The organism is Pseudomonas petrae (genome assembly GCF_021728295.1).
Classification (GTDB): Bacteria; Pseudomonadota; Gammaproteobacteria; order Pseudomonadales; family Pseudomonadaceae; genus Aquipseudomonas; species Aquipseudomonas petrae.
The window spans coordinates 39285-59309 of sequence record NZ_JAKJXE010000003.1 but is presented as its reverse complement, the minus strand read 5'-3'; the positions used below and the strand labels follow the sequence as shown (position 1 = coordinate 59309).

Here is a 20025-nt window from a genome sequence, read left to right as displayed (position 1 = left end):
TTTTCGCTCCCAGACCGCGCCCGAGGCTTTTTTTCGCACCGTCAAAATTAGATTTTGAAAATGGGAATCCCACATGAATCACCGAGAACGCTTCGCCGAGGACAATAACATGTCAGCCACAGCAGCTCATTACACGCCGAAAACCCGGATATATCTTTCTGGATCGCTGGCGCGCAAGTTCTTCCGCTTCAAGGATTACCAGCTCGACAGCGGTTGCGCGAATGAGGGGTTCAAAGCTCTGAAAAACACGGTCGACGGATTCGCTGCAGAAGTGGCCAGGCTGGCCCGCCTGGGGATGCGTTTCGCCATTTATCGAAATCGGAGGAACATCGGCGAGGATGGTTTCGGGATGAGCGGCGCGCGCGAGATTCGGATCGTCCCGGTCATCGCGGGCGCCAAGCGTGCCGGGGTTCTTCAGACGGTGTTGGGGATAGTCCTGATCGTGGTTGGCGCCTACTCAAAGAATCCGAACCTGATCGCTGCAGGCGTCGCGATGACCGCCGGCGGCGTTATTCAGATGCTAAGCCCTCAGGCGTCTGGCCTGCGGCAGAGCGGTTCCCCGGATAATTTGCCGAGCTATGCGTTCGGCAGCGCCAAGAACACTACGGCCAGCGGCAACCCGGTGCCGATCTGTATCGGTCATCGGCGCTGGGGCGGCGCGATCATCAGCGCCAGCATTTACGCCGAGGACAAGGTGTAGCCCACTACCCGAAAAGTGCAGTGACCTGCCCCGTTGATTCGACGGGTGAGGGTCTGCAAAAAGATTGCACACCCAGGGAGTCAGATCCGATCTGACCCCCATCCTGCGTTGCAGGCCGGACGACTCCTGAAAATTGAGGAGACGGTCAATTCTGTCAGGCTGGCATAATTCATAGGTTTCAATTGGTTAAAGGGGTCGATTTCAAATCGCGCCCTTGGCCAACTCCCCGTGACGAAGGAAGTCTCCGGCCACCACTGACGACGAACGCCGTCGCCAGTGCCGACGAATTCCGTCGACGCAAAAAAAGTGGGTAGCGGATCACGACCCCCTTACCGCGAAAGATCACTAGGAACTGGTGATGTACATACCGCCCCCGATCTGCAAGGTAATCGCTAACTGCCGGAAAAGGTGCCTGTAGGAAACGGGGAACGAACGGGGAAAATGCTGTACTGAAAAAACAAATGGCCTACGCATTTAAGACGTAAGCCATTGTTTTATATGGTGGGCCCACACGGACTCGAACCGTGGACCAAGGGATTATGAGTCCCCTGCTCTAACCAACTGAGCTATAGGCCCTCAGTAGGCGGCGGATTATAACGACGGTTTACGCGCTGTGCTATCCGAAAAGTCTGAAACGGTTGCACGAAGAAACGTCGTGCAGAATTCCTCCGCGCGCAGGGGCAGGCTGACGAGGTAGCCCTGGATTTGTTCACAACCTTCGTCTGCCAGGAATTGCTGTTGCTCAAGCGTCTCGACGCCTTCTGCGATGACCGTCAGTTGCATGCTGCGCCCCAGCGCGATAATGGCGCGGACAATCGCCGCATCATGGGGGTCATCAGGCAGGCCGCGCACGAACGATTGGTCGATCTTGAGGATGTCCAGCGGCAGGCGCTTGAGGTAACTGAGGGATGAGTAGCCCGTACCGAAGTCGTCGATTGCCAGTTGCACGCCGAGTTTTTTCAGGCGATGCAGCACTGAAAGCGCTTCCTCGGTCTGCGACATGATGAAGTTCTCGGTGATCTCCAGTTGCAGACACCCTGGCTGGAGCTGGTGCTGGAGCAGCAGTCGTTCGACCTTGTTGACGAGATTGGTCTGACGCAGCTGCGCGCCGGCAAGGTTCACTGACAACGGGCCAAACACGTCGTAGCGCTGGTTCCATTCATGCAATTGCTGGCAGGCCGTATCGAGCACCCACTCGCCGATCTGCAGGATCATGCCGTTTTCTTCTGCCAGCGGGATGAACCGCTCGGGTGCGACATCGCCGAAGGTGGGGTGGAACCAGCGTATCAACGCTTCGGCGCCGACCAACCGGTGTGTCAGCAAGCTGATTTTGGGTTGGTAGGAAAGGGTGAACTCATTACGCTCGATGGCGCGCCGCAGCGCGTGCTCCAGGGCAATCCGCTCGCTGGCCTGAGCGGTCAGATCGCACGTGTAGTGCTCGACGCGGTTGCGCCCCTTGGCCTTCGAGCGATACATCGCCGCGTCAGCATTTTTGATCAGCGTGGCGACATCTGCGCCATCAGTGGGAAACAGCGCGCTGCCGATGCTGGTGCTTATGAAGAATTCATGTTCGCCCGCCTGAAACGGTGCCGAAAAGCTATTGAGCAGCTTGGTTGCCACGACTTCGGCGTCACCTGGGTTCTGCAGGCCCGGCAACAGGATGATGAATTCATCACCACCGAGTCGGGCGACGGTGTCTATGTCGCGCAGGTTCTCTTTCAGGCGCACCGCAATGCTCTTCAGCAGCAGATCACCGACCGGGTGGCCGAGGCTGTCGTTGATGTGCTTGAAGCGGTCCAGGTCCAGAAACAACACCGCGCCGAGGCTGTAAGCCGCTCTTGAGTGAATCAGCGCGGCGTGCAATCGGCTTTCGAACAGCGTCCGGTTTGGCAGACCGGTTAGCGGGTCGTGATGTGCCTGATAATCCAACCGGGCCTGGGCCTGTTTCAGGCTGGAAATATCAGCGAACACCGCGACGAAGTGGGTGATGAGTTTATCGCGGTTGCGCACGGCACTGATGGTCAGCCAGCTTGGGTAGATCTCGCCATTTTTGCGCCGGTTGCTGATCTCGCCCTGCCAGTGACCCTCTGCCGTCAGTTGGTACCACATGGCGGCGTAGAACGCGCTGTCGTGGAGTCCAGACGCCAGGAGACGTGGCGTCTCGCCGAGGGCTTCCAGTTCGCTGTACCCGGTGATCTCAGTGAAGGCGCGGTTGACGGCATTGATCCGTTGTCGGGTGTCGGTGATCAACACACCCTCCGCCGTGCTCTCGAATACCGTCGCGGCCAGTTGCAGCTTTTCCTGCATCTGGTGGCGGTCGGTGATGTCGCGCGCAATGGTGAGCATGCAGTCTTCACCGGCAATCGGCAGCGGCCTCGCAGAAATTTCGCACAGGCGGATCTGACCATCCCTGCGACGAATGTGGCTGGTGAAGTCCTTCACGAAGCCGTCGCGGCTCAATTGCTCAAGCAGTTGCTGTCGCTCGTTCAGGTCTACCCAGATGCCCAGGTCAAGGGTGGTACGGTCAAGCGACAGCGAGCTGTGATAACCGGTGATGCGGCTGAAACCGTCGTTCACTTCCACCAGCAGTCCGTCGTATTGCCGTGTAATCAGCAGGCCGTCGGGAGAGGAGTGGAACGCTTTGGCAAATTTCTCTTCGGACATCTGCAGCTGTTGCTGGGCTTCCTTGAGCGGCGTGATATCCCTCACCACCAACACCACTGCCGCGGTGGAGTCCAGATCAAAGGGCTCGGCTGACAGAAGCCCGGTGAACAGCCGGCCATCACTGCGCCGAAACGGCATTTCCAGATTGCGGATGCTGCCCTTCTGAAGGCGTTGCAGCAGACTGTGCCCGATGTCCGGTATGCCCCAGATATTCAGCTCGGAGGGCACGCGCCCGACAACATCGGCCGGGCTGACGCCGATCTGCTCTACGAATGCCGGATTGGCCTCCAGAAAACAGCCGTCCGAAAGGCGCGCGATGACCAGCATGTCAGGGCATTGCGCGAACACCGAGGCGAACTTTCCTTCCGAGAGGCGCAGCGCTTCTTCGGTTTTCCTGGCTTCGCTGATGTCGATCATCAGCCCGCGCATCACGGGCTCTCGGCCATAGCCGATCATGCTCACGATGTCTCGAATCCAGACCACCCTGCCGTCGGCGCTCAGGACTCGATAATCGACGCTGTGATCATTGCCTTCCGCCACCTCGCGGTCGCAATAGGCCTGGGCGTAGTCGATGTCCTCCGGATGAACGATGCTTCTCCAGAATCCGGGCCTGCGCCATTGGTGCAGCGGATACCCCAGCAAGTCCTGCGCTTGGGGCGAGACATAGTTGTAAGAATAGTCGTGGATGTTGGCTTCCCACGCGATGGCCGAAAGGCTCTCGATCATCCCGCGATAGTGGTGTTCGCTGCTGCGCAGCTCTTGCTCCAGGGCGATTCGGCGGGAAATTTCCGAACTGAGACGACGGTTGATCCGCACCACGATGGCCAGCACCGTTGTAAGGAAAAGCAATCCGGGAAGTCCGATGAGGAGAAATTCGTGCCAGAGCTTGCTGCGCTCACTGGACTGAGTGACCGCCTGCAAGGCGGATGGCGGATCGTCCAGTTCGCTAAATTGTTCGGGTTGGCGACCTTGATCGACGCCTGCGAATCGGTCGCTGATCACGTCAGAGGGAAGGTGGCGGCTTATTCCGGCTGCGTTGCTGGACTCGGTATCCTCGCCGGGCAGCCACTCTTGATGCATCGCTTCCTCGTTTTCCCCGTCGTGAAGCGATGCCTGGGCAGCGACAGCAGCAGGGGCGAGCAAGCATAAGAGAGCAATGGCCGGCATCCACATCATGGCAGCCTCGGTGATTCATTGGTAAGAATCAATCGAGTGTAGCCGGGCTGGACAACAGTGGCACTCTGCCGGAAATTTATTCCTTAAAACGCAAAACCCCCAGCAATGCCGGGGGTTTTGGTATGACGCGTCGTTTACTCGTCGAGGAACGAACGCAGGTGCTCGCTTCGCGTCGGGTGACGCAGCTTGCGCAACGCTTTGGCTTCGATCTGACGGATACGTTCACGGGTAACATCGAACTGTTTACCGACTTCCTCGAGGGTGTGGTCAGTGTTCATGTCGATACCGAAACGCATACGCAGTACCTTGGCTTCACGGGCGGTGAGGCCCGACAGCACTTCGCGCGTCGCTTCTTTCAAGCTCTCTACCGTGGCGACATCGATTGGCGACTGCATGGTCGAGTCTTCGATGAAGTCACCCAAGTGCGAGTCTTCGTCATCGCCGATCGGGGTTTCCATGGAGATCGGCTCTTTAGCGATCTTCAATACCTTGCGGATCTTGTCCTCAGGCATTTCCATGCGTTCGCCCAGCTCTTCCGGCGTCGGTTCGCGACCCATTTCCTGCAACATCTGACGGGAAATGCGGTTGAGCTTGTTGATCGTCTCGATCATGTGCACCGGGATACGGATGGTGCGTGCCTGGTCAGCGATCGAGCGAGTGATCGCCTGACGAATCCACCAAGTGGCGTACGTCGAGAACTTGTAACCACGACGGTATTCGAACTTGTCCACCGCCTTCATCAAACCGATGTTGCCTTCCTGGATCAGATCGAGGAATTGCAGGCCACGGTTGGTGTACTTCTTGGCGATCGAGATCACCAGACGCAGGTTGGCTTCAACCATTTCTTTCTTCGCGCGGCGGGCTTTGGCCTCCCCGATCGACATCCGACGGTTGATGTCCTTGATTTCCAGAATGGTCAGGCCGGTTTCTTCTTCCAGCACGGTCAGCTTCTGCTGGCACCGCTGAATGTCGGCTTGAAGACGACCAATGGCTTCAGCGTATTTGCTTTTGCCTTTGGCCAGTCCATCGGTCCAGCTCTGGTCAACTTCATTGCCCGGGAACTGGCGCAGGAAGTCGGCACGCGGCATGCGTGCATCACGAACACACAGCTGCATGATGGCGCGCTCTTGTGCACGCAGACGCTCAAGGGCACCGCGGACACGCTCAACCAGACCTTCAAACTGTTTCGGAACCAGCTTGATCGGCATGAACAGCTCGGCCAGAGCCAGCAGTTCAGCGTTGGCCTGCTTGCTGCCGCGACCGTGCTTTTTCAGCGCCTTGAGGGCAATTGCCATCTGGTCTGAAACGGCACCGAAGCGCTGGGCGGCGATGACTGGGTCCGGGCCGCTTTCGACCTCGTCCTCTTCGTCATCGGAAGCGTCATCCTCTTCGTCGTCAGCACCTTCGACCTTCTCGGCCTTCGGATCGACCGGCGGCGGGACTTCGGCTGGCGGCGCGATGCCGTCGTCCGGGTCGATATAGCCGCTCAGGACGTCGGACAGGCGACCGCCTTCGGTAGTGACGCGGGTGTACTCGGAGAGAATGTGCTCAACCGTGCCAGGGAAGTGCGCGATGGCGCCCATCACTTCACGGATGCCTTCTTCGATACGCTTGGCGATTTCGATTTCGCCTTCACGTGTCAGAAGCTCGACGGTACCCATTTCACGCATATACATGCGCACTGGGTCAGTCGTGCGACCGATGTCGGTCTCTACCGCAGCCAACGCAGCAGCGGCTTCTTCAGCGGCTGCCTCGTCGGTATCGGCGTCGGCCAACATAAGGGCGTCCGCATCCGGAGCACTCTCGTGTACGGGGATCCCCATGTCGTTGATCATGCGGATGATGTCTTCCACCTGCTCTGGATCTGAAATATCCTCAGGCAGGTGGTCGTTGACCTCTGCGTAAGTCAGATACTTCTGCTCACGACCCAGGGTGATCAACTCTTTGATACGAGACTGCTGTTGCGCTTTTCCGGACATAACACCCTATCCACTGAAGGTCTTGGCGGGCAAAAAACAAGCCGGGGATTATACCCGAGCTATGACCTCACACGCCAGTTGAGGTCGGGGTTTGTGCAGGAACTTTGCGATTTAACAGGTTGAGCAGCTGAACTTTTTCTTCTGCGCTCAGGCCTGACTGCCGTTCCTTCCTGATCAATTGCTCCAGATGTCGCTCGCGTTGGCGGGCAGACAAGCTAGTTATAGTGTCGAAAAACTGTTGTTCAAGGTTATCGGCCGAGATCAGCCATTCCTTTTCCGCCAGTTGACGCAACAATCGTCCTTGATCGGTGCCATGCCAGCGGGCAATCAACTGCATCGTGCGCAGCTTCGGGTTTTTCTGTGTGGCGTCGATCAGGGCCACCAGAAGCTGTGAATACACATTCTCTTCATCGGCGAACGTACTGGCGTTGGCGACCTGCGCTGACAGTTCAGGGTGATGCAGTAACGTTCTGAGTGCTGTCAACGCCGGCGGCTCGACCGTTGCCGGTGTACGTGGCCCGCGAGGTTCGAAATCAGGACGCTTGCCGTTCTTGTCCCATTTCTTGCCTTTGTCCCACGGCTTCTTGTCCCATTTCTTCTGCTGACCGCCCGGCGCGCTCGGTGTCCATTCCTGCTGCGCCTGGTAATCGTGCTGCTGGTAATCGCCGTAATCGGGCACGGCCTCGTAATCGAAGCCCGGATCGTAGCTGGGCTGAGCGTCCGCCGGAGCGGACTGCATCAACTGATTGACTGCAGCGGTGTCCAGCCCGGTGATCTCTTTCAGGCGTCGACGCATCAGCTCCCGCAAATTGGCGCCCGGCACTTTTTCGATCAGCGGCGCGGCCAGCGTCACCATGTGCGCCTTGCCTTCCAGGGAGCGCGGATCGGCCTCCTTGGTCAGTTGCTCGAAAAAATAGTCAGCCAGCGGTTGTGCGTGCTGGTTGATTCTCGCCTTGAACGCGTCAGTGCCTTCGGCGCGCACCAGGGTGTCGGGGTCTTCCCCTTCGGGCAGAAACAGAAACCTCGCACGCCGGCCGTCCTGCAAGCCGGGAATCGTGGCTTCCAGTGCGCGCCAGGCGGCGTTTCGGCCAGCCTGGTCACCGTCGAAGCAGAACAGCACGTTCGGTACCACACGAAACAGCCGCTTCAAGTGCTCTTCGCTGGTCGCCGTACCCAGCGTCGCAACGGCATTGCGCAAGCCCTGTTGGGCAAGTGCAATAACGTCCATGTAGCCTTCGACGACGATAATCTCGTCCAGGTTACGGTTAAATTTGCGAGCTTCGAATAAACCGTACAACTCCTGACCCTTATGAAACACCGGGGTTTCAGGAGAGTTCAGGTATTTGGGCTTGTCGTCGCCCAGCACTCGCCCGCCAAATGCGATCACACGGCCGCGACTGTCGCGAATGGGGAACATCACCCGGTCGCGAAAGCGGTCGTAGCGTTTGCCGGTTTCGGCGTTTTCGATCAGCAGGCCGGCATCGATCATCGCCTTCTGTTGAAGGGTGTCGCTGCTTAAGTGCTTATAGAGGTTGTCCCAGCCCGGCGGGGCGAAGCCCAGCCCGAAGTCGCGGGCAATCTCGCCTGACAGGCCGCGGCCTTTCAGGTATTCCACCGCAGATTTTCGCGTTGGATGGCTTTTCAGCGCAGCCCGGTAAAAATCGGCGGCGGCTGTTAATAGGGGGTAGAGCGGCGAATCGGTAGGCTGTCGGGGCTTTTGCCCTTTGACGCCTTGTTCGCGTGGGACTTCCATCCCGGCGGCTTTGGCCAGGTCTTCGACGGCCTGGGGGAAATCCAGGTTGTCGTGGTCCATGATGAAGCCGAGGGCATTGCCACCCGCTCCACAACCGAAGCAGTAATAGAACTGTTTATCCGGGCTGACGCTAAACGACGGTGTCTTCTCTTTATGGAAAGGACAACAGGCGCTGAAGTTCTTGCCGGTTTTTTTTAATTGAACGCGTGAGCTGACAACATCGACAATGTCGGTGCGGTTCAGCAGGTCGTCAATAAAACCTTGGGGAATCAGTCCGGCCATGGCGTTCTCATCATCAGGCGCCCCGCCAGAAAGATCGTGGCGAATCCAAACCGTAACGACGGTTGCTTGGTCAGTGTAGACGGGTCAACGCGGCCTGAATCAGGCTGGAAGAAATCGAAGGCGTTTGTCTCGGTCGCATCTGCGGCGTCAACAGCCTCTGTCTGATGTTGCTCGATCGGTGTTGCTTGAGGCTAGAACTGCAACTGCCGACAGCCCGGCTTTGAAGGCCGGGCAAGGCAGAAGCTTGCGTCAGACGTCTGTATTAATACAGACGAACGGCGCGGCGCTGTTCGCGCTGTACTTTCTTGGCGTGACGCTTAACAGCAGCGGCTGCCTTACGCTTACGCTCAGAAGTCGGCTTCTCGTAAAATTCGCGGCTACGAACTTCAGCCAGAACACCGGCTTTTTCGCAGGAGCGCTTGAAACGACGCAGAGCTACGTCGAAGGGTTCGTTCTCTTTAACTTTGACGGCTGGCATCCAGAGCTACCTTCATTCATTACCGGGGTCAACGCTTAATGCAACGCTTGCACTAAGTACGTCGGTTTTTAAGGGTTGCGGATGTTAACCCCTTGCTTCGCGGAATGCAAAGCCTCTGATCGAAAAGCACTGGTCGCAGGCATGAGCGGCGACTATTATGCGCGCCTTCGAATTCAGCCTCCACAAGGCGTACCCCATGCTAGTACTGGGAATGGAAACTTCCTGCGATGAGACCGGTGTCGCGCTGTACGACAGCGAACGCGGGCTGCTTGCCGATGCATTATTCAGCCAGATCGACCTGCACCGCGTCTATGGCGGCGTGGTCCCGGAGCTTGCCTCGCGTGATCATGTAAAACGCATGCTGCCCTTGATTCGTCAGGTGTTGGCCGAGGCCGACTGCACCGTTACCGAGATCGATGCCATCGCTTATACCGCTGGCCCCGGGCTGGTCGGGGCCCTCCTGGTAGGGGCCTCATGCGCACAGGCTCTGGCGTTCGCGTGGGACATCCCGGCACTGGGTGTTCACCACATGGAAGGGCATTTGCTCGCACCGATGCTGGAGGAAAATCCCCCCGAGTTTCCGTTCGTCGCTTTGTTGGTTTCCGGCGGCCATACGCAGCTGGTTCGCGTCGATGGCATTGGCCTTTACGAGCTGCTGGGCGAGACCCTGGACGACGCTGCGGGCGAAGCCTTCGACAAAACCGCGAAGATGATGGGCCTGAATTACCCTGGCGGTCCGGAAATTTCCCGTCTGGCGCAATCCGGTGTGGCCGGGCGTTTTGTCTTTCCGCGTCCGATGACGGACCGCCCCGGGCTGGATTTCAGCTTCAGCGGCTTGAAAACCTTCTCCCTGAACACCTGGCAGCAGTGCCAAAGCGCCGGGGACGACAGCGAGCAAACTCGTTGCGACATCTCGCTGGCCTTCCAGCAGGCCGTGGTGGACACTTTGACCATCAAGTGCAAACGCGCGCTGAAGCAGACCGGGCTCAAGCGTCTGGTCATTGCCGGCGGCGTGAGCGCGAACAAGGCGTTGCGCCTGTCGCTGGAGCAGATGCTCGATGGCTTGGGCGGGAACGTGTACTACGCGCGGCCTGAGTTCTGCACCGACAACGGCGCGATGATCGCGTTTGCCGGCTGCCAGCGTTTGCAGGCGGGGCAGAGGGAAAGTCTGAGCATTACGGTTCAGGCGCGCTGGCCGATGGAGCAGTTGCCAGGTCTTTGATGGCAAAGCGGTGCAAGCGCCCGATTGGGCTGTGACGGGGTGTCGCTTCAGAAGTGCCGTTCGCGCCCGGCAAACAGGTCGCGTAGATTGCCCCGATGGCGCCAGACGATGAGCAGCGTTAACACGCTCATCGGCAGTAAGGCGTGGGGTTGCTGCCATGCGAGCAGCGGCAGAGTCAGCGGCGTGGCGATCAACGAGGCCAGTGAACTGGTGCGGGTGAGGTAGAACGTCAGCAGCCAGGCGCCGATGGCGAGCAGGGCGGCTGGCGGGTACAAGGCCAGCAACATTCCGGCGGCAGTGGCCACGCCCTTGCCGCCACGAAAGCGGAAGTACAGCGGGAACAGATGCCCCAGGACTGCGCACAGTCCGATCCAGGCTTGCAGGCGTGGGTCGAGGTCCAACCCTCTGGCGATCAGCACCGGGATCATGCCTTTGCAGACGTCGCCAATCAGGGTCAGCACCGCGAGTTTTTTGCCAGCCACACGCAGCATGTTGGTAGCGCCGGCGTTGCCCGAGCCATTGGCGCGCGGGTCCGGGCGACCGGTTATGCGGCTGATCAGGATGGCGAAGGACAGTGAGCCGAGCAGGTAGGCGAGGACCGCCAGTAACCAAAACATGCTAACCATTCCGGGCGAGGATGCCTTGATTCTAACGGCGCATCGCGCCCTTGTCGTGCAGCGGAGAGATAGGCTTGGACAGAGTTTTCATTGAAGGTCTGGAGGTCGATACCGTCATCGGCGCCTACGACTGGGAGCGTGGCATTCGCCAGTGCCTGCTTCTGGACCTGAGTTTTGCCTGGGATAATCGGCCTGCAGCCGCAGGCGATGACCTGAGCAAAGCGCTCGATTACGCCAGTGTGTCCGCGCGGATTCAGGCGTTCGCCGAAGCCTCTCAATTCCAACTGGTCGAAACCTTCGCCGAGCGCCTGGCCGAAGTACTGATGAGCGAGTTCAATATTCCCTGGCTGCACCTCAAATTGACCAAGCCGGGAGCCGTGCCTGCGGCGAAGGGCGTTGGGGTGGAGATCGAGCGCGGATGTCGCTGACACGGATTTTTCTGGGACTGGGCAGCAATATCGAGCGGGAGCGCCATCTGTGCGCAGGCCTCGACGCCCTTGCCGCCTTTCTCACCGACCTGACCTGCTCGCCGGTGTTCGAAAGTCATCCGGTAGGGATCAAGAGCGGACCGTTTTTCAATCTGGTGGTCTCGGCGCTGACCGACCTTCCGCTGACTGAACTGCACCGCCGGCTCAAATTCATTGAAGCCGACAACGGTCGTTATGCTCCTGATCGCAAGGGTCTACCGCTGGACATCGACGTCTTGCTGTATGACGAACAGGTCGGCAACTTCGACGGCCTGATTCTGCCCCGCGCCGAAATCCTCAAAAACGCGTTCGTGCTGTGGCCGTTGTCGCTGATAGCGCCGCAGCGCCTGCACCCTGTGGCCGGCGTGTCGTTTGCCCGGCTGTGGGCTGAAGCGAAAATCGATCAGAAGCTCTGGCCGGTTGCCTTCGGATGGCGCGGCGAGCCACTCACCCCGGCCACCCTGCTGGCTGCGGTGTAACAGGCGTCCGACAGGCAGCCCGACTGAGCCGCAGCCAATTCAGCGGCTTAGAGCTGATACGACGCCTTGTACACCTTCAGCGTATCCAGCCGCTCTCGCTTGAGCGCTTCGCCTAATTGCTGGCCCTGAAAACCTTTTTCCAGCAACGGCTGTACCGCCACTTGCCGTGCCGCTTGGGCAGCGCCGCGCAAATATTCGGCTTGCGGATACGTGCGCTCCTCGAGCCCCTTGCGGCCTCGGGCGTCCATTTCGCAGGCGGCGATGAACTCCTCGAAGCGTTGCGGTCGGCGATACACGTCAAAGCTCTGCAGCACATCCAGCAATGTCGACGGCTTCAATTCCAGCGCGCGATGGCCGTGGGTGTGATATTCGCCCACCAGCAGCGCCAGTTCCTGGCAGTCCCTTGGCACCTTGAAACGCTGGTTCATCGCCTTGATCGCTTTGAGTCCTTTGTGCTCGTGGGCGATATGGCGCGGCCATTCCTCTTGCGGCGTGAGCCCCTTGCCCAAGTCGTGTAGCAGGCACGCCCAGCGCACGCTTAGCGGCTGGCGGTGCAGGGCGGCCTGATGCAGCACGCTGAGCACGTGCAAACCCGTGTCGATTTCGGGGTGGTGCGCTTCCGGCTGTGGAACGCCAAACAGCGCGTCGACTTCTGGCATCAGCACTTTCAGGGCGCCGCATTCACGCAGGACCTCGATGAACACCTGTGGCTCTTTTTCCATCAGCGCGCGGGAGATTTCCTTCCAGCTGCGTTCCGGTGTCAGCGCTTCCAGTTCACCTGACCCGCTCAGCTGACGCATGAGTTCCAGGGTTTCCGGGGCGATGGTAAAACCGTCGGGGGCGTAGCGCGCGGCGAAGCGGGCCACGCGCAAGACACGAAGGGGATCTTCGGCGAACGCGGGGGAAACGTGACGTAATACTCGGGCTTCGAGGTCCTGCTGGCCGTGATAAGGATCAGTCAGCTGGCCGTTCTTGTCTTCGGCAATTGCATTGATGGTCAGGTCGCGGCGGATCAGGTCTTGCTCCAGCGTGACGTCCGGGTGGGCGTGAAAAACAAAGCCGCCGTAGCCTTTGCCGGTCTTGCGTTCGGTGCGGGCCAGCGCGTATTCCTCACCGGTCAGCGGGTGCAAAAAGACGGGAAAATCCGTTCCCACTGGCCGGTAGCCCTTGACTAGCATTTCCTCGGTCGACGCACCCACCACTACCCAGTCGATGTCAGTGACTGGTTTGCCAAGCAGGCGATCGCGTACAGCGCCGCCGACTTTATAAATCTGCATAAAAAAGCCTCCGTGAGGGCGACAGGATAAACCTTAAGTCGCGATCGCGGAGGCTGGAAACACTCAGGGTTTATAAGTGGACGACCGCCAGGTCCAGCCGGGGATATTCACTTTCAGCGTGTTCGCTTCTCGGCGGCACATGGTGGACTTTCATTATCTGGTCGCCTTGCAGCGTTTCCAGGTGGATATCAAAACCCCACAACCGGTGCAGGTGTTTCAGCACTTCATCCGTTGAATCGCCCAAGCGTTTGCGGTCGTGCTGTTGATGACGCAGGGTCAGGGAGCGATCGCCGCGACGGTCAATGCTGTAGATCTGCACGTTGGGTTCGCGGTTGCCGAGGTTGTATTGCGCGGCGAGGGTTTCACGAATCACCTTGTAGCCGGTTTCATCGTGGATGGCGGGCACGAGGAGATCGTCCTTCTGATCATCGTCCAGAATGCTGAACAGCTTCAGGTCACGAATCACCTTGGGCGACAGGTACTGCAGGATGAAGCTCTCGTCCTTGAAGCTGCTCATCGCAAACTTCACCGCCGTGAGCCAGTCGGTCCCCGCCAGATCTGGGAACCAGTGATGGTCTTCTTCAGTCGGGTGCTCGCACATCCGCCGGATGTCCTGATACATCGCAAACCCCAGCGTGTAGGGATTGATACCGCTGTAGTAGGGGCTGTCGAACCCCGGCTGATAGACGACGCTGGTGTGGGATGTCAGAAACTCGAGCATGAAGCCGTCAGTTACCAGACCTTCGTCATACAGATCGTTCATCAGCGTGTAGTGCCAGAACGTGGCCCAACCCTCGTTCATCACCTGGGTCTGACGCTGCGGGTAAAAATACTGGGCGATCTTGCGCACGATACGCACCACTTCACGCTGCCAGGGCTCCAGCAATGGGGCGTGCTTTTCGATGAAGTAGAGGATGTTTTCCTGAGGCTCGGCGGGGAAACGTGAGTAATCCTCTTTGCCGTTCTTGCTCGCACTTTTCGGAATCGTGCGCCACAGGTCGTTGATCTGCTTTTGCAGGTGCTCCTCCCGGTCCTTCATGCGGCGGCGTTCTTCTTCCGCCGAAATCGGGTAGGGCCGCTTGTAGCGATCGACGCCGTAGTTCATCAGCGCGTGGCAGGAATCGAGCAGGTCCTCGACCGCATCGATCCCATGGCGCTCTTCGCACTGCATGATGTACTGCTTGGCGAACACGAGGTAGTCGATGATCGAACTGGCGTCGGTCCAGGTGCGGAACAGGTAGTTGCCCTTGAAAAAGCTGTTATGCCCATAGCAGGCGTGGGCCACGACGAGCGCCTGCATGCAGATGGTGTTCTCTTCCATCAGATAGGCGATGCACGGGTCGGAGTTGATGACGATCTCGTACGCCAGACCCATCTGCCCGCGCGAGTAGGATTTCTCCGTGCTGAGGAAGTGCTTGCCGTAGGACCAATGGTGATAACCCAGCGGCATGCCGACGGACGCGTAGGCGTCCATCATTTGCTCGGCGGTGATCACCTCGATCTGGTTGGGGTATGTGTCCAGCGCGTAACGTTCGGCGATGCGGCTGATCTCCCGGTCATAGGCCTGGATCAGTTCGAACGTCCACTCTGAACCCGTGGAGAGGGGTTGGCGCTTCTGCTCTCTAGCGGTCATGTCACTAACCTGCGCTGGAAGAGTTCACGGAACACCGGATAAATATCACCGGCAGAGACCAGCTGCTGCTGGGCGAACGTGTCGGCGAAGGCTTCGCCAATGCGCTCGTATTCGAACCACAGCGCCTGGTGTTCGCGCGGGGTGATTTCGACGTAGGTGTAGTACTGCACGAACGGCATGATCTGTTTGATCAGAATGTCGCGGCAAATAGGCGAGTCATCGTTCCAGTTGTCGCCGTCCGAGGCTTGCGCTGCGTAGATATTCCATTCATTGGTTGGGTAGCGCTCGGCCATGATCTCCTGCATCAGCTTCAATGCGCTCGAAACGATGGTGCCGCCCGTTTCCCGCGAATAGAAAAACTCTTCCTCGTCGACTTCCCGCGCGCTGGTGTGGTGGCGGATGAAGACGACTTCGATCTTGTCGTAGTTACGCTTGAGGAACAGGTACAGCAGGATGAAGAATCGCTTGGCAATGTCCTTGGTCGCCTGGGTCATCGACCCGGAAACGTCCATCAGACAGAACATCACGGCTTTGGAGCTGGGGTTCGGCTGTTTGACCAGCAGGTTGTATTTGAGGTCGAAGGTGTCCAGATACGGGACGCGGCGGATGCGCGCCTGAAGTTTCGCGGCCTCGATTTCCAGTTCCTGAATGTCACCGAAGTTATCCGGCTCCTCGATCTTCAGGCGTTCGAGTTCAGCCTGCACCTGCCGCAGTTTGGCCCGGCTGCTGCCGGACAGCGCGATACGCCGCGCATGTGCCGAGCGCAGCGTGCGGATGATGTTGATGCGTGAAGGGTTGCCTTCATTGCTGATGCCCGCGCGGACGGTCTTGAAAGTGTCAGTGCCGCTCAGGTTGCGCTTGACCAGATTGGGCAGCTCCAGGTCCTCGAACATGAATTCGAGAAATTCTTCCTGGGTGATCTGGAACACGAACTCATCCATGCCTTCGCCGGAATTGCCCGCCTTGCCAGGCCCTTTGCCACCGCCGCCACCCTGAGGACGTGCGATATGCTCACCGGTGGTGAACTCTTTGTTACCCGGATGAACCACCGTTTGCTTGCCGCCGCGACCGTGGTGCAGCACCGGTTCGTCGATATCCCGCCCCGGAATGCTGATCTGTTCGCCGTGCTCCATGTCGGTAATGGAGCGCCGGCTGACGGCTTCTTCAACTGCCTTCTTGATGTGGTCACGATAACGGCGAAGAAAGCGCTGCCGATTTACCGTGCTCTTGTTCTTGCCATTGAGACGTCGGTCGATCACATAGCTCATAGGCCCCTCCGGGGAGCTTCAAGTTGTGAGCTGCAAGCTGCAAGTAGAAGCAAGTATCCGGATATCAGATTTGACGAGCTTTCTTCTTGCAACTTGTAGCTTGACGCTTGCAGCTGCCTTACTGCGATTTCCGGACCCGTAGGTACCATTCGGAAAGAAGCCTTACCTGTTTATCGGTGTAGCCCCGCTCGACCATTCGTGTGACAAAGTCGTTGTGCTTCTGCTGATCCTCTTTGCTGGCCTTGGCGTTGAAACTGATGACCGGCAGCAGGTCTTCGGTGTTCGAGAACATTTTCTTCTCGATCACCACCCGCAGCTTCTCGTAACTCAGCCAGGTCGGGTTCTTGCCGTTGTTGTTGGCGCGGGCTCGCAGCACGAAGTTGACGATCTCGTTGCGGAAGTCTTTGGGGTTGCTGATGCCAGCCGGTTTTTCGATCTTCTCCAGTTCCTCGTTCAACGCCACGCGATTGAGGATCTCGCCGGTCTCCGGATCGCGATATTCCTGATCCTGAATCCAGAAGTCCGCGTACAGCACGTAGCGGTCAAATATGTTCTGACCGTATTCGCTGTAAGACTCGAGGTAGGCGGTCTGGATTTCCTTGCCGATGAACTCAATGTAGCGCGGCGCCAGGTATTCCTTGATGAAGCGCAGATACCGCTCGCGGGTCTCAGCCTGAAACTGCTCCTGCTCGATCTGCTGTTCCAGCACGTAGAGCAAGTGAACCGGGTTGGCGGCGATCTCGTGCGGATCGAAGTTGAATACCTTCGACAGGATCTTGAACGCAAACCGTGTGGAGAGACCGTTCATGCCTTCGTCGACACCTGCGCTGTCGCGGTATTCCTGAATCGACTTGGCTTTCGGGTCGGTGTCCTTGAGATTCTCGCCGTCGTAGACCCTCATCTTCGAATAGATGTTGGAGTTGTCTGGCTCTTTAAGGCGCGACAGGACGGTGAACTGCGCGAGCATTTTCAGGGTGTCCGGCGCGCAATGGGCTTTGGCGAGCGAGCTGTTGAACAGCAACTTGTCGTAAATCTTGATCTCGTCACTGACCCGCAGGCAGTACGGCACCTTCACGATGTAAATCCGGTCGATGAAGGCTTCGTTGTTCTTGTTGTTGCGGAAGCTGTGCCATTCCGATTCGTTGGAGTGGGCCAGCAAAATACCGGTGAACGGAATCGCGCCCAGGCCTTCGGTACTGTTGTAGTTACCTTCCTGGGTGGCGGTCAGCAGCGGGTGGAGCACCTTGATCGGCGCCTTGAACATTTCCACGAATTCCATCAGGCCCTGGTTGGCCCGGCACAGCGCGCCCGAATAGCTGTAAGCGTCGGCGTCGTTCTGTGGGTATTCCTCGAGCTTGCGGATATCGACCTTACCCACCAGCGCCGAAATGTCTTGGTTGTTTTCGTCACCCGGCTCGGTCTTGGCGACGGCGATCTGGTTGAGGATGGAAGGGTAGAGCTTCACCACTTTGAACTGACTGATGTCGCCACCGAACTCGGCCAGTCGTTTCGTCGCCCACGGCGACATGATGGTGTTCAGGTATCGGCGCGGGATGCCGTAGTCCTCTTCGAGGATCGTCCCGTCTTCGGTGGGTTTGAAGAGGCCCAAAGGGGATTCGAAGACCGGCGACCCTTTGATGGCGTAGAACGGTACTTTTTCGACCAGCGTTTTGAGTTTTTCAGCCAGGGACGACTTGCCGCCGCCTACCGGGCCGAGCAGGTAAAGGATCTGTTTCTTCTCTTCCAGACCCTGCGCGGCGTGGCGGAAGTACGAGACGATTTGCTCGATGCAATCCTCCATGCCGTGAAAATCCTCGAACGCCGGATAGCGCCGAATGACCTTGTTGGAGAAGATTCTGGACAGCCTGGAATTGGTCGACGTGTCGAACAGCTCAGGCTCACCGATGGCCATCAGCAGGCGTTCTGCAGCGGAAGCGTATGCGCTGCGGTCGGTTTTGCAGAGCTCGAGATACTCCTGTAGCGAGAGCTCTTCCTGCCGTGTCGATTCAAAGCGTTGTTGGAAGTGGCTAAAAATACTCATGACGTCACCTCGCTCGATACGTGGAGCCGGCGGCGGATCGTCAGTCGATGCTGGATGGAAGCCGATCAAGCGGCTGCCATTACCCCCCAAACACCATAAAAGTAACTACCGATGACCCGCGCGCCGGTGTACCGGCTCTCCCCTGATTCGGATGGCCTGAGCCTAAGAGTAGTTCGGATTCGGGCACAGAAAGAAGCAATGGGGATGAACAGGGCATACCCGTTCGTCAGATGAGGCCGCGAGCCCGCGTAGGACGCGGGGTAGCGGGCAGCAAAAATATTTTTTGATCAGCCTTGTGCGGTTTCTGTGGGAAATTTGGTTTTCCACAACTCGAAACCGCCATCCATGCTGTAGACCTCGGAGAAGCCCTGACCTACAAGATAGGCTGCTGCGCTCTGGCTGGAGTTGCCGTGATAGCAGAGGACGACCAACGGTTTGTCCAGATCGGCCTGACGGATGAAGTCGGCGATGGAGTGGTTGTCGAGATGATGGGAATCCGGAATATGCTGGGTCGCGTAGGTCTGCGCGTCACGTACGTCCACCAGCACGGCGCCTTGTTCGCGCAGGGCATGGACTTGTTCGGGTGAAATGCGTTTGAAGTCGGTCATGGCTCGGGCTCCTGGGCCGTCGGGTCCTCGAACGGTCGAGAACGTAGGGAGAATTTACTGCTGCAGCGGAATCGGCTCGCTGACAGGGGTTGGCTCAGCGGCGGATGCCTTTGCGCTGCCACGCTCGTCGCATTCGCAACGAATCAGCGTGCGCGTGTCGACGTTGAGCAGCGTCATTGCGCCGCCCCAGACACAGCCTGTGTCCAGCGCAAACACCCCGGGCTCGTCACATCGGCCTTCAAGTGCGGCCCAGTGGCCGAAAATGATACTCACGCCCTTGGTCTTGCGCTCCTTGTGCGTGAACCACGGCGCGTAACCCGCCGGCGCACTGTCGAGGCCTTCCTTGCTTTTGAGATCAAGCTTGCCGTCGCTGGTGCAAAAGCGCATGCGCGTGAAGTAGTTGGTGATGACGCGCAGCCGGGTGACGCCCTGCAAATGCTTGTCCCATTGGGCAGGCTCGTTGCCGTACATACCGTCGAGAAAGAGTTCGAACCGATTGTCATCGCGTAACGCCTGTTCCACTTCTTCAGCGCAGCGCAGCGCTTTCTTCAGCGTCCATTGCGGCGGAATCCCTGCGTGTAGCAAGACGATGTCGCGTTCGGCGTCGTAATGCATCAGCTTCTGTTGGCGCAGCCAGTCGAGCAGCACGACGGCGTCTGGCGCTTCCAGGATTTCCCGCAGCGTGTCGCCTTTCTTCAAACGCTCGATATTGCGGCCGGCCGCCAGCAGGTGCAGGTCGTGATTGCCCAGCACGCAGACGATCGAGTCGCGCATGGCGTAGAGATAACGCAGGGTTTCCAGTGACTGCGGGCCTCGGTTGACGAGGTCGCCGACCAGCCAGAGCTTGTCTTTGCCGGGCTCGAATGCAACGCGTTCGAGCAGGCACTTCATCGGTTCAAGGCAGCCCTGCAGGTCACCGACTGCGTAGACCGCCATCAGTGAAGCGCCCCCGGGACGGCCAGGCGGAACGGAGCGATGACAGCGTCGAAGCGCTTGCCGTCTTCCGCGAGCATTTGATAGGTGCCCTGCATGTTGCCCACCTTGGTGGTCATCACGGTGCCGCTGGTGTAGGTGTGGCTTTGTCCCGGCTGGATCAGCGGTTGCTGGCCCACAACGCCGTCGCCGCGCACCTCTTCAACCTGACCGTCGCCGTCGGTGATCACCCAATGGCGTGACAGCAACTTGGCTGGCACATCGCCGTTATTCTGCACGGTAATGGTGTAGGCGAAGGCGAAGCGGTTTTGTTCAGGCTGAGACTGTTCGGCTAGGAATCGGGTCTCGACGCTGACGTCGACCTGGTAACGAGAATCAGACATGCAAGAGGCCTTAGAAGCGAAAGCGGAAATAGCCGGAAGTCGTCCGGTTGGAAATCAGTCTAGGA

15 protein-coding genes, 1 tRNA gene and 1 pseudogene are annotated in these 20025 nt (G+C 58.6%); 4 read left to right on the top strand and 13 right to left on the bottom strand.

Going from position 1 to position 20025, the window contains the following annotated elements; genetic code table 11:
- The first annotated feature begins 109 nt into the window (after positions 1-109).
- On the top strand, positions 110-700 hold the full coding sequence (locus L4G42_RS06015; protein WP_237260727.1) for a tail assembly protein: 591 nt from the start codon (positions 110-112) through the stop codon (positions 698-700).
- Between the two features lie 499 nt (positions 701-1199).
- On the opposite strand, the gene L4G42_RS06010 is transcribed toward L4G42_RS06015, so the two are convergent.
- From L4G42_RS06010 to rpsU, 5 genes and pseudogenes are all read right to left on the bottom strand, one after another.
- Positions 1200-1276, bottom strand: a tRNA-Ile gene (locus L4G42_RS06010).
- A 15-nt stretch (positions 1277-1291) separates the two neighbouring features.
- Positions 1292-4234: pseudogene (locus L4G42_RS06005) on the bottom strand (EAL domain-containing protein); the annotation flags it as partial.
- A gap of 440 nt (positions 4235-4674) precedes the next feature.
- Positions 4675-6519 (bottom strand): RNA polymerase sigma factor RpoD, encoded by a 1845-nt coding sequence (gene rpoD / locus L4G42_RS06000; protein WP_237251533.1) that lies wholly within the window; start codon positions 6517-6519, stop codon positions 4675-4677.
- Between the two features lie 67 nt (positions 6520-6586).
- Positions 6587-8554: a DNA primase gene (gene dnaG / locus L4G42_RS05995; protein ID WP_237251532.1), complete on the bottom strand. Its 1968-nt coding sequence runs from the start codon at positions 8552-8554 to the stop codon at positions 6587-6589.
- A gap of 262 nt (positions 8555-8816) precedes the next feature.
- Positions 8817-9032 carry a 30S ribosomal protein S21 gene (rpsU, locus tag L4G42_RS05990; protein WP_002551877.1) on the bottom strand — a complete coding sequence of 72 codons (216 nt, stop codon included), beginning with the start codon at positions 9030-9032 and terminating at the stop codon, positions 8817-8819.
- A gap of 196 nt (positions 9033-9228) precedes the next feature.
- Between rpsU and tsaD the strand changes: the two genes are divergently transcribed.
- Positions 9229-10254, top strand: coding sequence for a tRNA (adenosine(37)-N6)-threonylcarbamoyltransferase complex transferase subunit TsaD (gene tsaD, locus L4G42_RS05985; protein ID WP_237251531.1), 1026 nt, complete (start codon positions 9229-9231; stop codon positions 10252-10254).
- 47 nt (positions 10255-10301) lie between these two features.
- Here tsaD and plsY read toward each other — a convergent pair whose 3' ends face one another.
- Complete coding sequence (gene plsY / locus L4G42_RS05980; RefSeq protein ID WP_237251530.1) at positions 10302-10871, bottom strand: glycerol-3-phosphate 1-O-acyltransferase PlsY; 570 nt, start codon at positions 10869-10871, stop codon at positions 10302-10304.
- Between the two features lie 74 nt (positions 10872-10945).
- On the opposite strand from plsY, the gene folB reads away from it, so the two are divergent.
- Both folB and folK read left to right on the top strand, forming a co-directional pair.
- A complete protein-coding gene (folB, locus tag L4G42_RS05975; RefSeq protein WP_237251529.1) occupies positions 10946-11299 on the top strand; it encodes a dihydroneopterin aldolase in 354 nt (117 codons plus the stop codon).
- Positions 11290-11817 carry a 2-amino-4-hydroxy-6-hydroxymethyldihydropteridine diphosphokinase gene (gene folK / locus L4G42_RS05970; protein ID WP_237251528.1) on the top strand — a complete coding sequence of 176 codons (528 nt, stop codon included), beginning with the start codon at positions 11290-11292 and terminating at the stop codon, positions 11815-11817. Before folB ends, folK begins: the two co-directional genes overlap by 10 nt.
- 47 nt (positions 11818-11864) lie before the next feature.
- Here the strand turns inward: folK and L4G42_RS05965 are convergent, their stop codons facing one another.
- The 7 genes from L4G42_RS05965 to apaG all read right to left on the bottom strand — a co-directional run bounded on the left by L4G42_RS05965 (position 11865) and on the right by apaG (position 19960).
- A complete protein-coding gene (locus L4G42_RS05965; RefSeq protein WP_237251527.1) occupies positions 11865-13094 on the bottom strand; it encodes a multifunctional CCA addition/repair protein in 1230 nt (409 codons plus the stop codon).
- Between the two features lie 70 nt (positions 13095-13164).
- The gene (locus L4G42_RS05960) at positions 13165-14727 is read right to left on the bottom strand and encodes a SpoVR family protein (protein WP_237260640.1); all 1563 of its coding nucleotides are present in this window, start codon (positions 14725-14727) and stop codon (positions 13165-13167) included.
- A complete protein-coding gene (locus L4G42_RS05955) occupies positions 14724-15995 on the bottom strand; it encodes a YeaH/YhbH family protein (RefSeq protein WP_237251525.1) in 1272 nt (423 codons plus the stop codon). Before L4G42_RS05955 ends, L4G42_RS05960 begins: the two co-directional genes overlap by 4 nt.
- Before the next feature lie 118 nt (positions 15996-16113).
- A complete protein-coding gene (locus L4G42_RS05950) occupies positions 16114-18036 on the bottom strand; it encodes a PrkA family serine protein kinase (protein ID WP_192173109.1) in 1923 nt (640 codons plus the stop codon).
- 287 nt (positions 18037-18323) lie between these two features.
- Positions 18324-18644 carry a thiosulfate sulfurtransferase GlpE gene (gene glpE, locus L4G42_RS05945; protein WP_237251524.1) on the bottom strand — a complete coding sequence of 107 codons (321 nt, stop codon included), beginning with the start codon at positions 18642-18644 and terminating at the stop codon, positions 18324-18326.
- Between the two features lie 54 nt (positions 18645-18698).
- Entirely contained in the window at positions 18699-19580 is an 882-nt protein-coding gene (locus L4G42_RS05940; RefSeq protein WP_237260638.1) for a symmetrical bis(5'-nucleosyl)-tetraphosphatase, read from the bottom strand.
- On the bottom strand, positions 19580-19960 hold the full coding sequence (gene apaG, locus L4G42_RS05935) for a Co2+/Mg2+ efflux protein ApaG (RefSeq protein ID WP_237251522.1): 381 nt from the start codon (positions 19958-19960) through the stop codon (positions 19580-19582). The genes L4G42_RS05940 and apaG overlap by 1 nt, the downstream gene beginning before the upstream one ends.
- Between the last annotated feature and the right edge of the window lie 65 nt (positions 19961-20025).

Excerpts from the sequence above, each read along its gene's own strand:
- L4G42_RS06015 (WP_237260727.1), top strand. The coding sequence starts at position 110 with ATGTCAGCCACAGCAGCTCATTACACGCCGAAAACCCGGATATATCTT.
- rpoD (WP_237251533.1), bottom strand. The coding sequence starts at position 6,519 with ATGTCCGGAAAAGCGCAACAGCAGTCTCGTATCAAAGAGTTGATCACC.
- dnaG (WP_237251532.1), bottom strand. The coding sequence starts at position 8,554 with ATGGCCGGACTGATTCCCCAAGGTTTTATTGACGACCTGCTGAACCGC.
- rpsU (WP_002551877.1), bottom strand. The coding sequence starts at position 9,032 with ATGCCAGCCGTCAAAGTTAAAGAGAACGAACCCTTCGACGTAGCTCTG.
- tsaD (WP_237251531.1), top strand. The coding sequence starts at position 9,229 with ATGCTAGTACTGGGAATGGAAACTTCCTGCGATGAGACCGGTGTCGCG.
- plsY (WP_237251530.1), bottom strand. The coding sequence starts at position 10,871 with ATGTTTTGGTTACTGGCGGTCCTCGCCTACCTGCTCGGCTCACTGTCC.
- folK (WP_237251528.1), top strand. The coding sequence starts at position 11,290 with ATGTCGCTGACACGGATTTTTCTGGGACTGGGCAGCAATATCGAGCGG.
- L4G42_RS05965 (WP_237251527.1), bottom strand. The coding sequence starts at position 13,094 with ATGCAGATTTATAAAGTCGGCGGCGCTGTACGCGATCGCCTGCTTGGC.
- L4G42_RS05960 (WP_237260640.1), bottom strand. The coding sequence starts at position 14,727 with ATGACCGCTAGAGAGCAGAAGCGCCAACCCCTCTCCACGGGTTCAGAG.
- L4G42_RS05955 (WP_237251525.1), bottom strand. The coding sequence starts at position 15,995 with ATGAGCTATGTGATCGACCGACGTCTCAATGGCAAGAACAAGAGCACG.
- L4G42_RS05950 (WP_192173109.1), bottom strand. The coding sequence starts at position 18,036 with ATGAGTATTTTTAGCCACTTCCAACAACGCTTTGAATCGACACGGCAG.
- glpE (WP_237251524.1), bottom strand. The coding sequence starts at position 18,644 with ATGACCGACTTCAAACGCATTTCACCCGAACAAGTCCATGCCCTGCGC.
- L4G42_RS05940 (WP_237260638.1), bottom strand. The coding sequence starts at position 19,580 with ATGGCGGTCTACGCAGTCGGTGACCTGCAGGGCTGCCTTGAACCGATG.
- apaG (WP_237251522.1), bottom strand. The coding sequence starts at position 19,960 with ATGTCTGATTCTCGTTACCAGGTCGACGTCAGCGTCGAGACCCGATTC.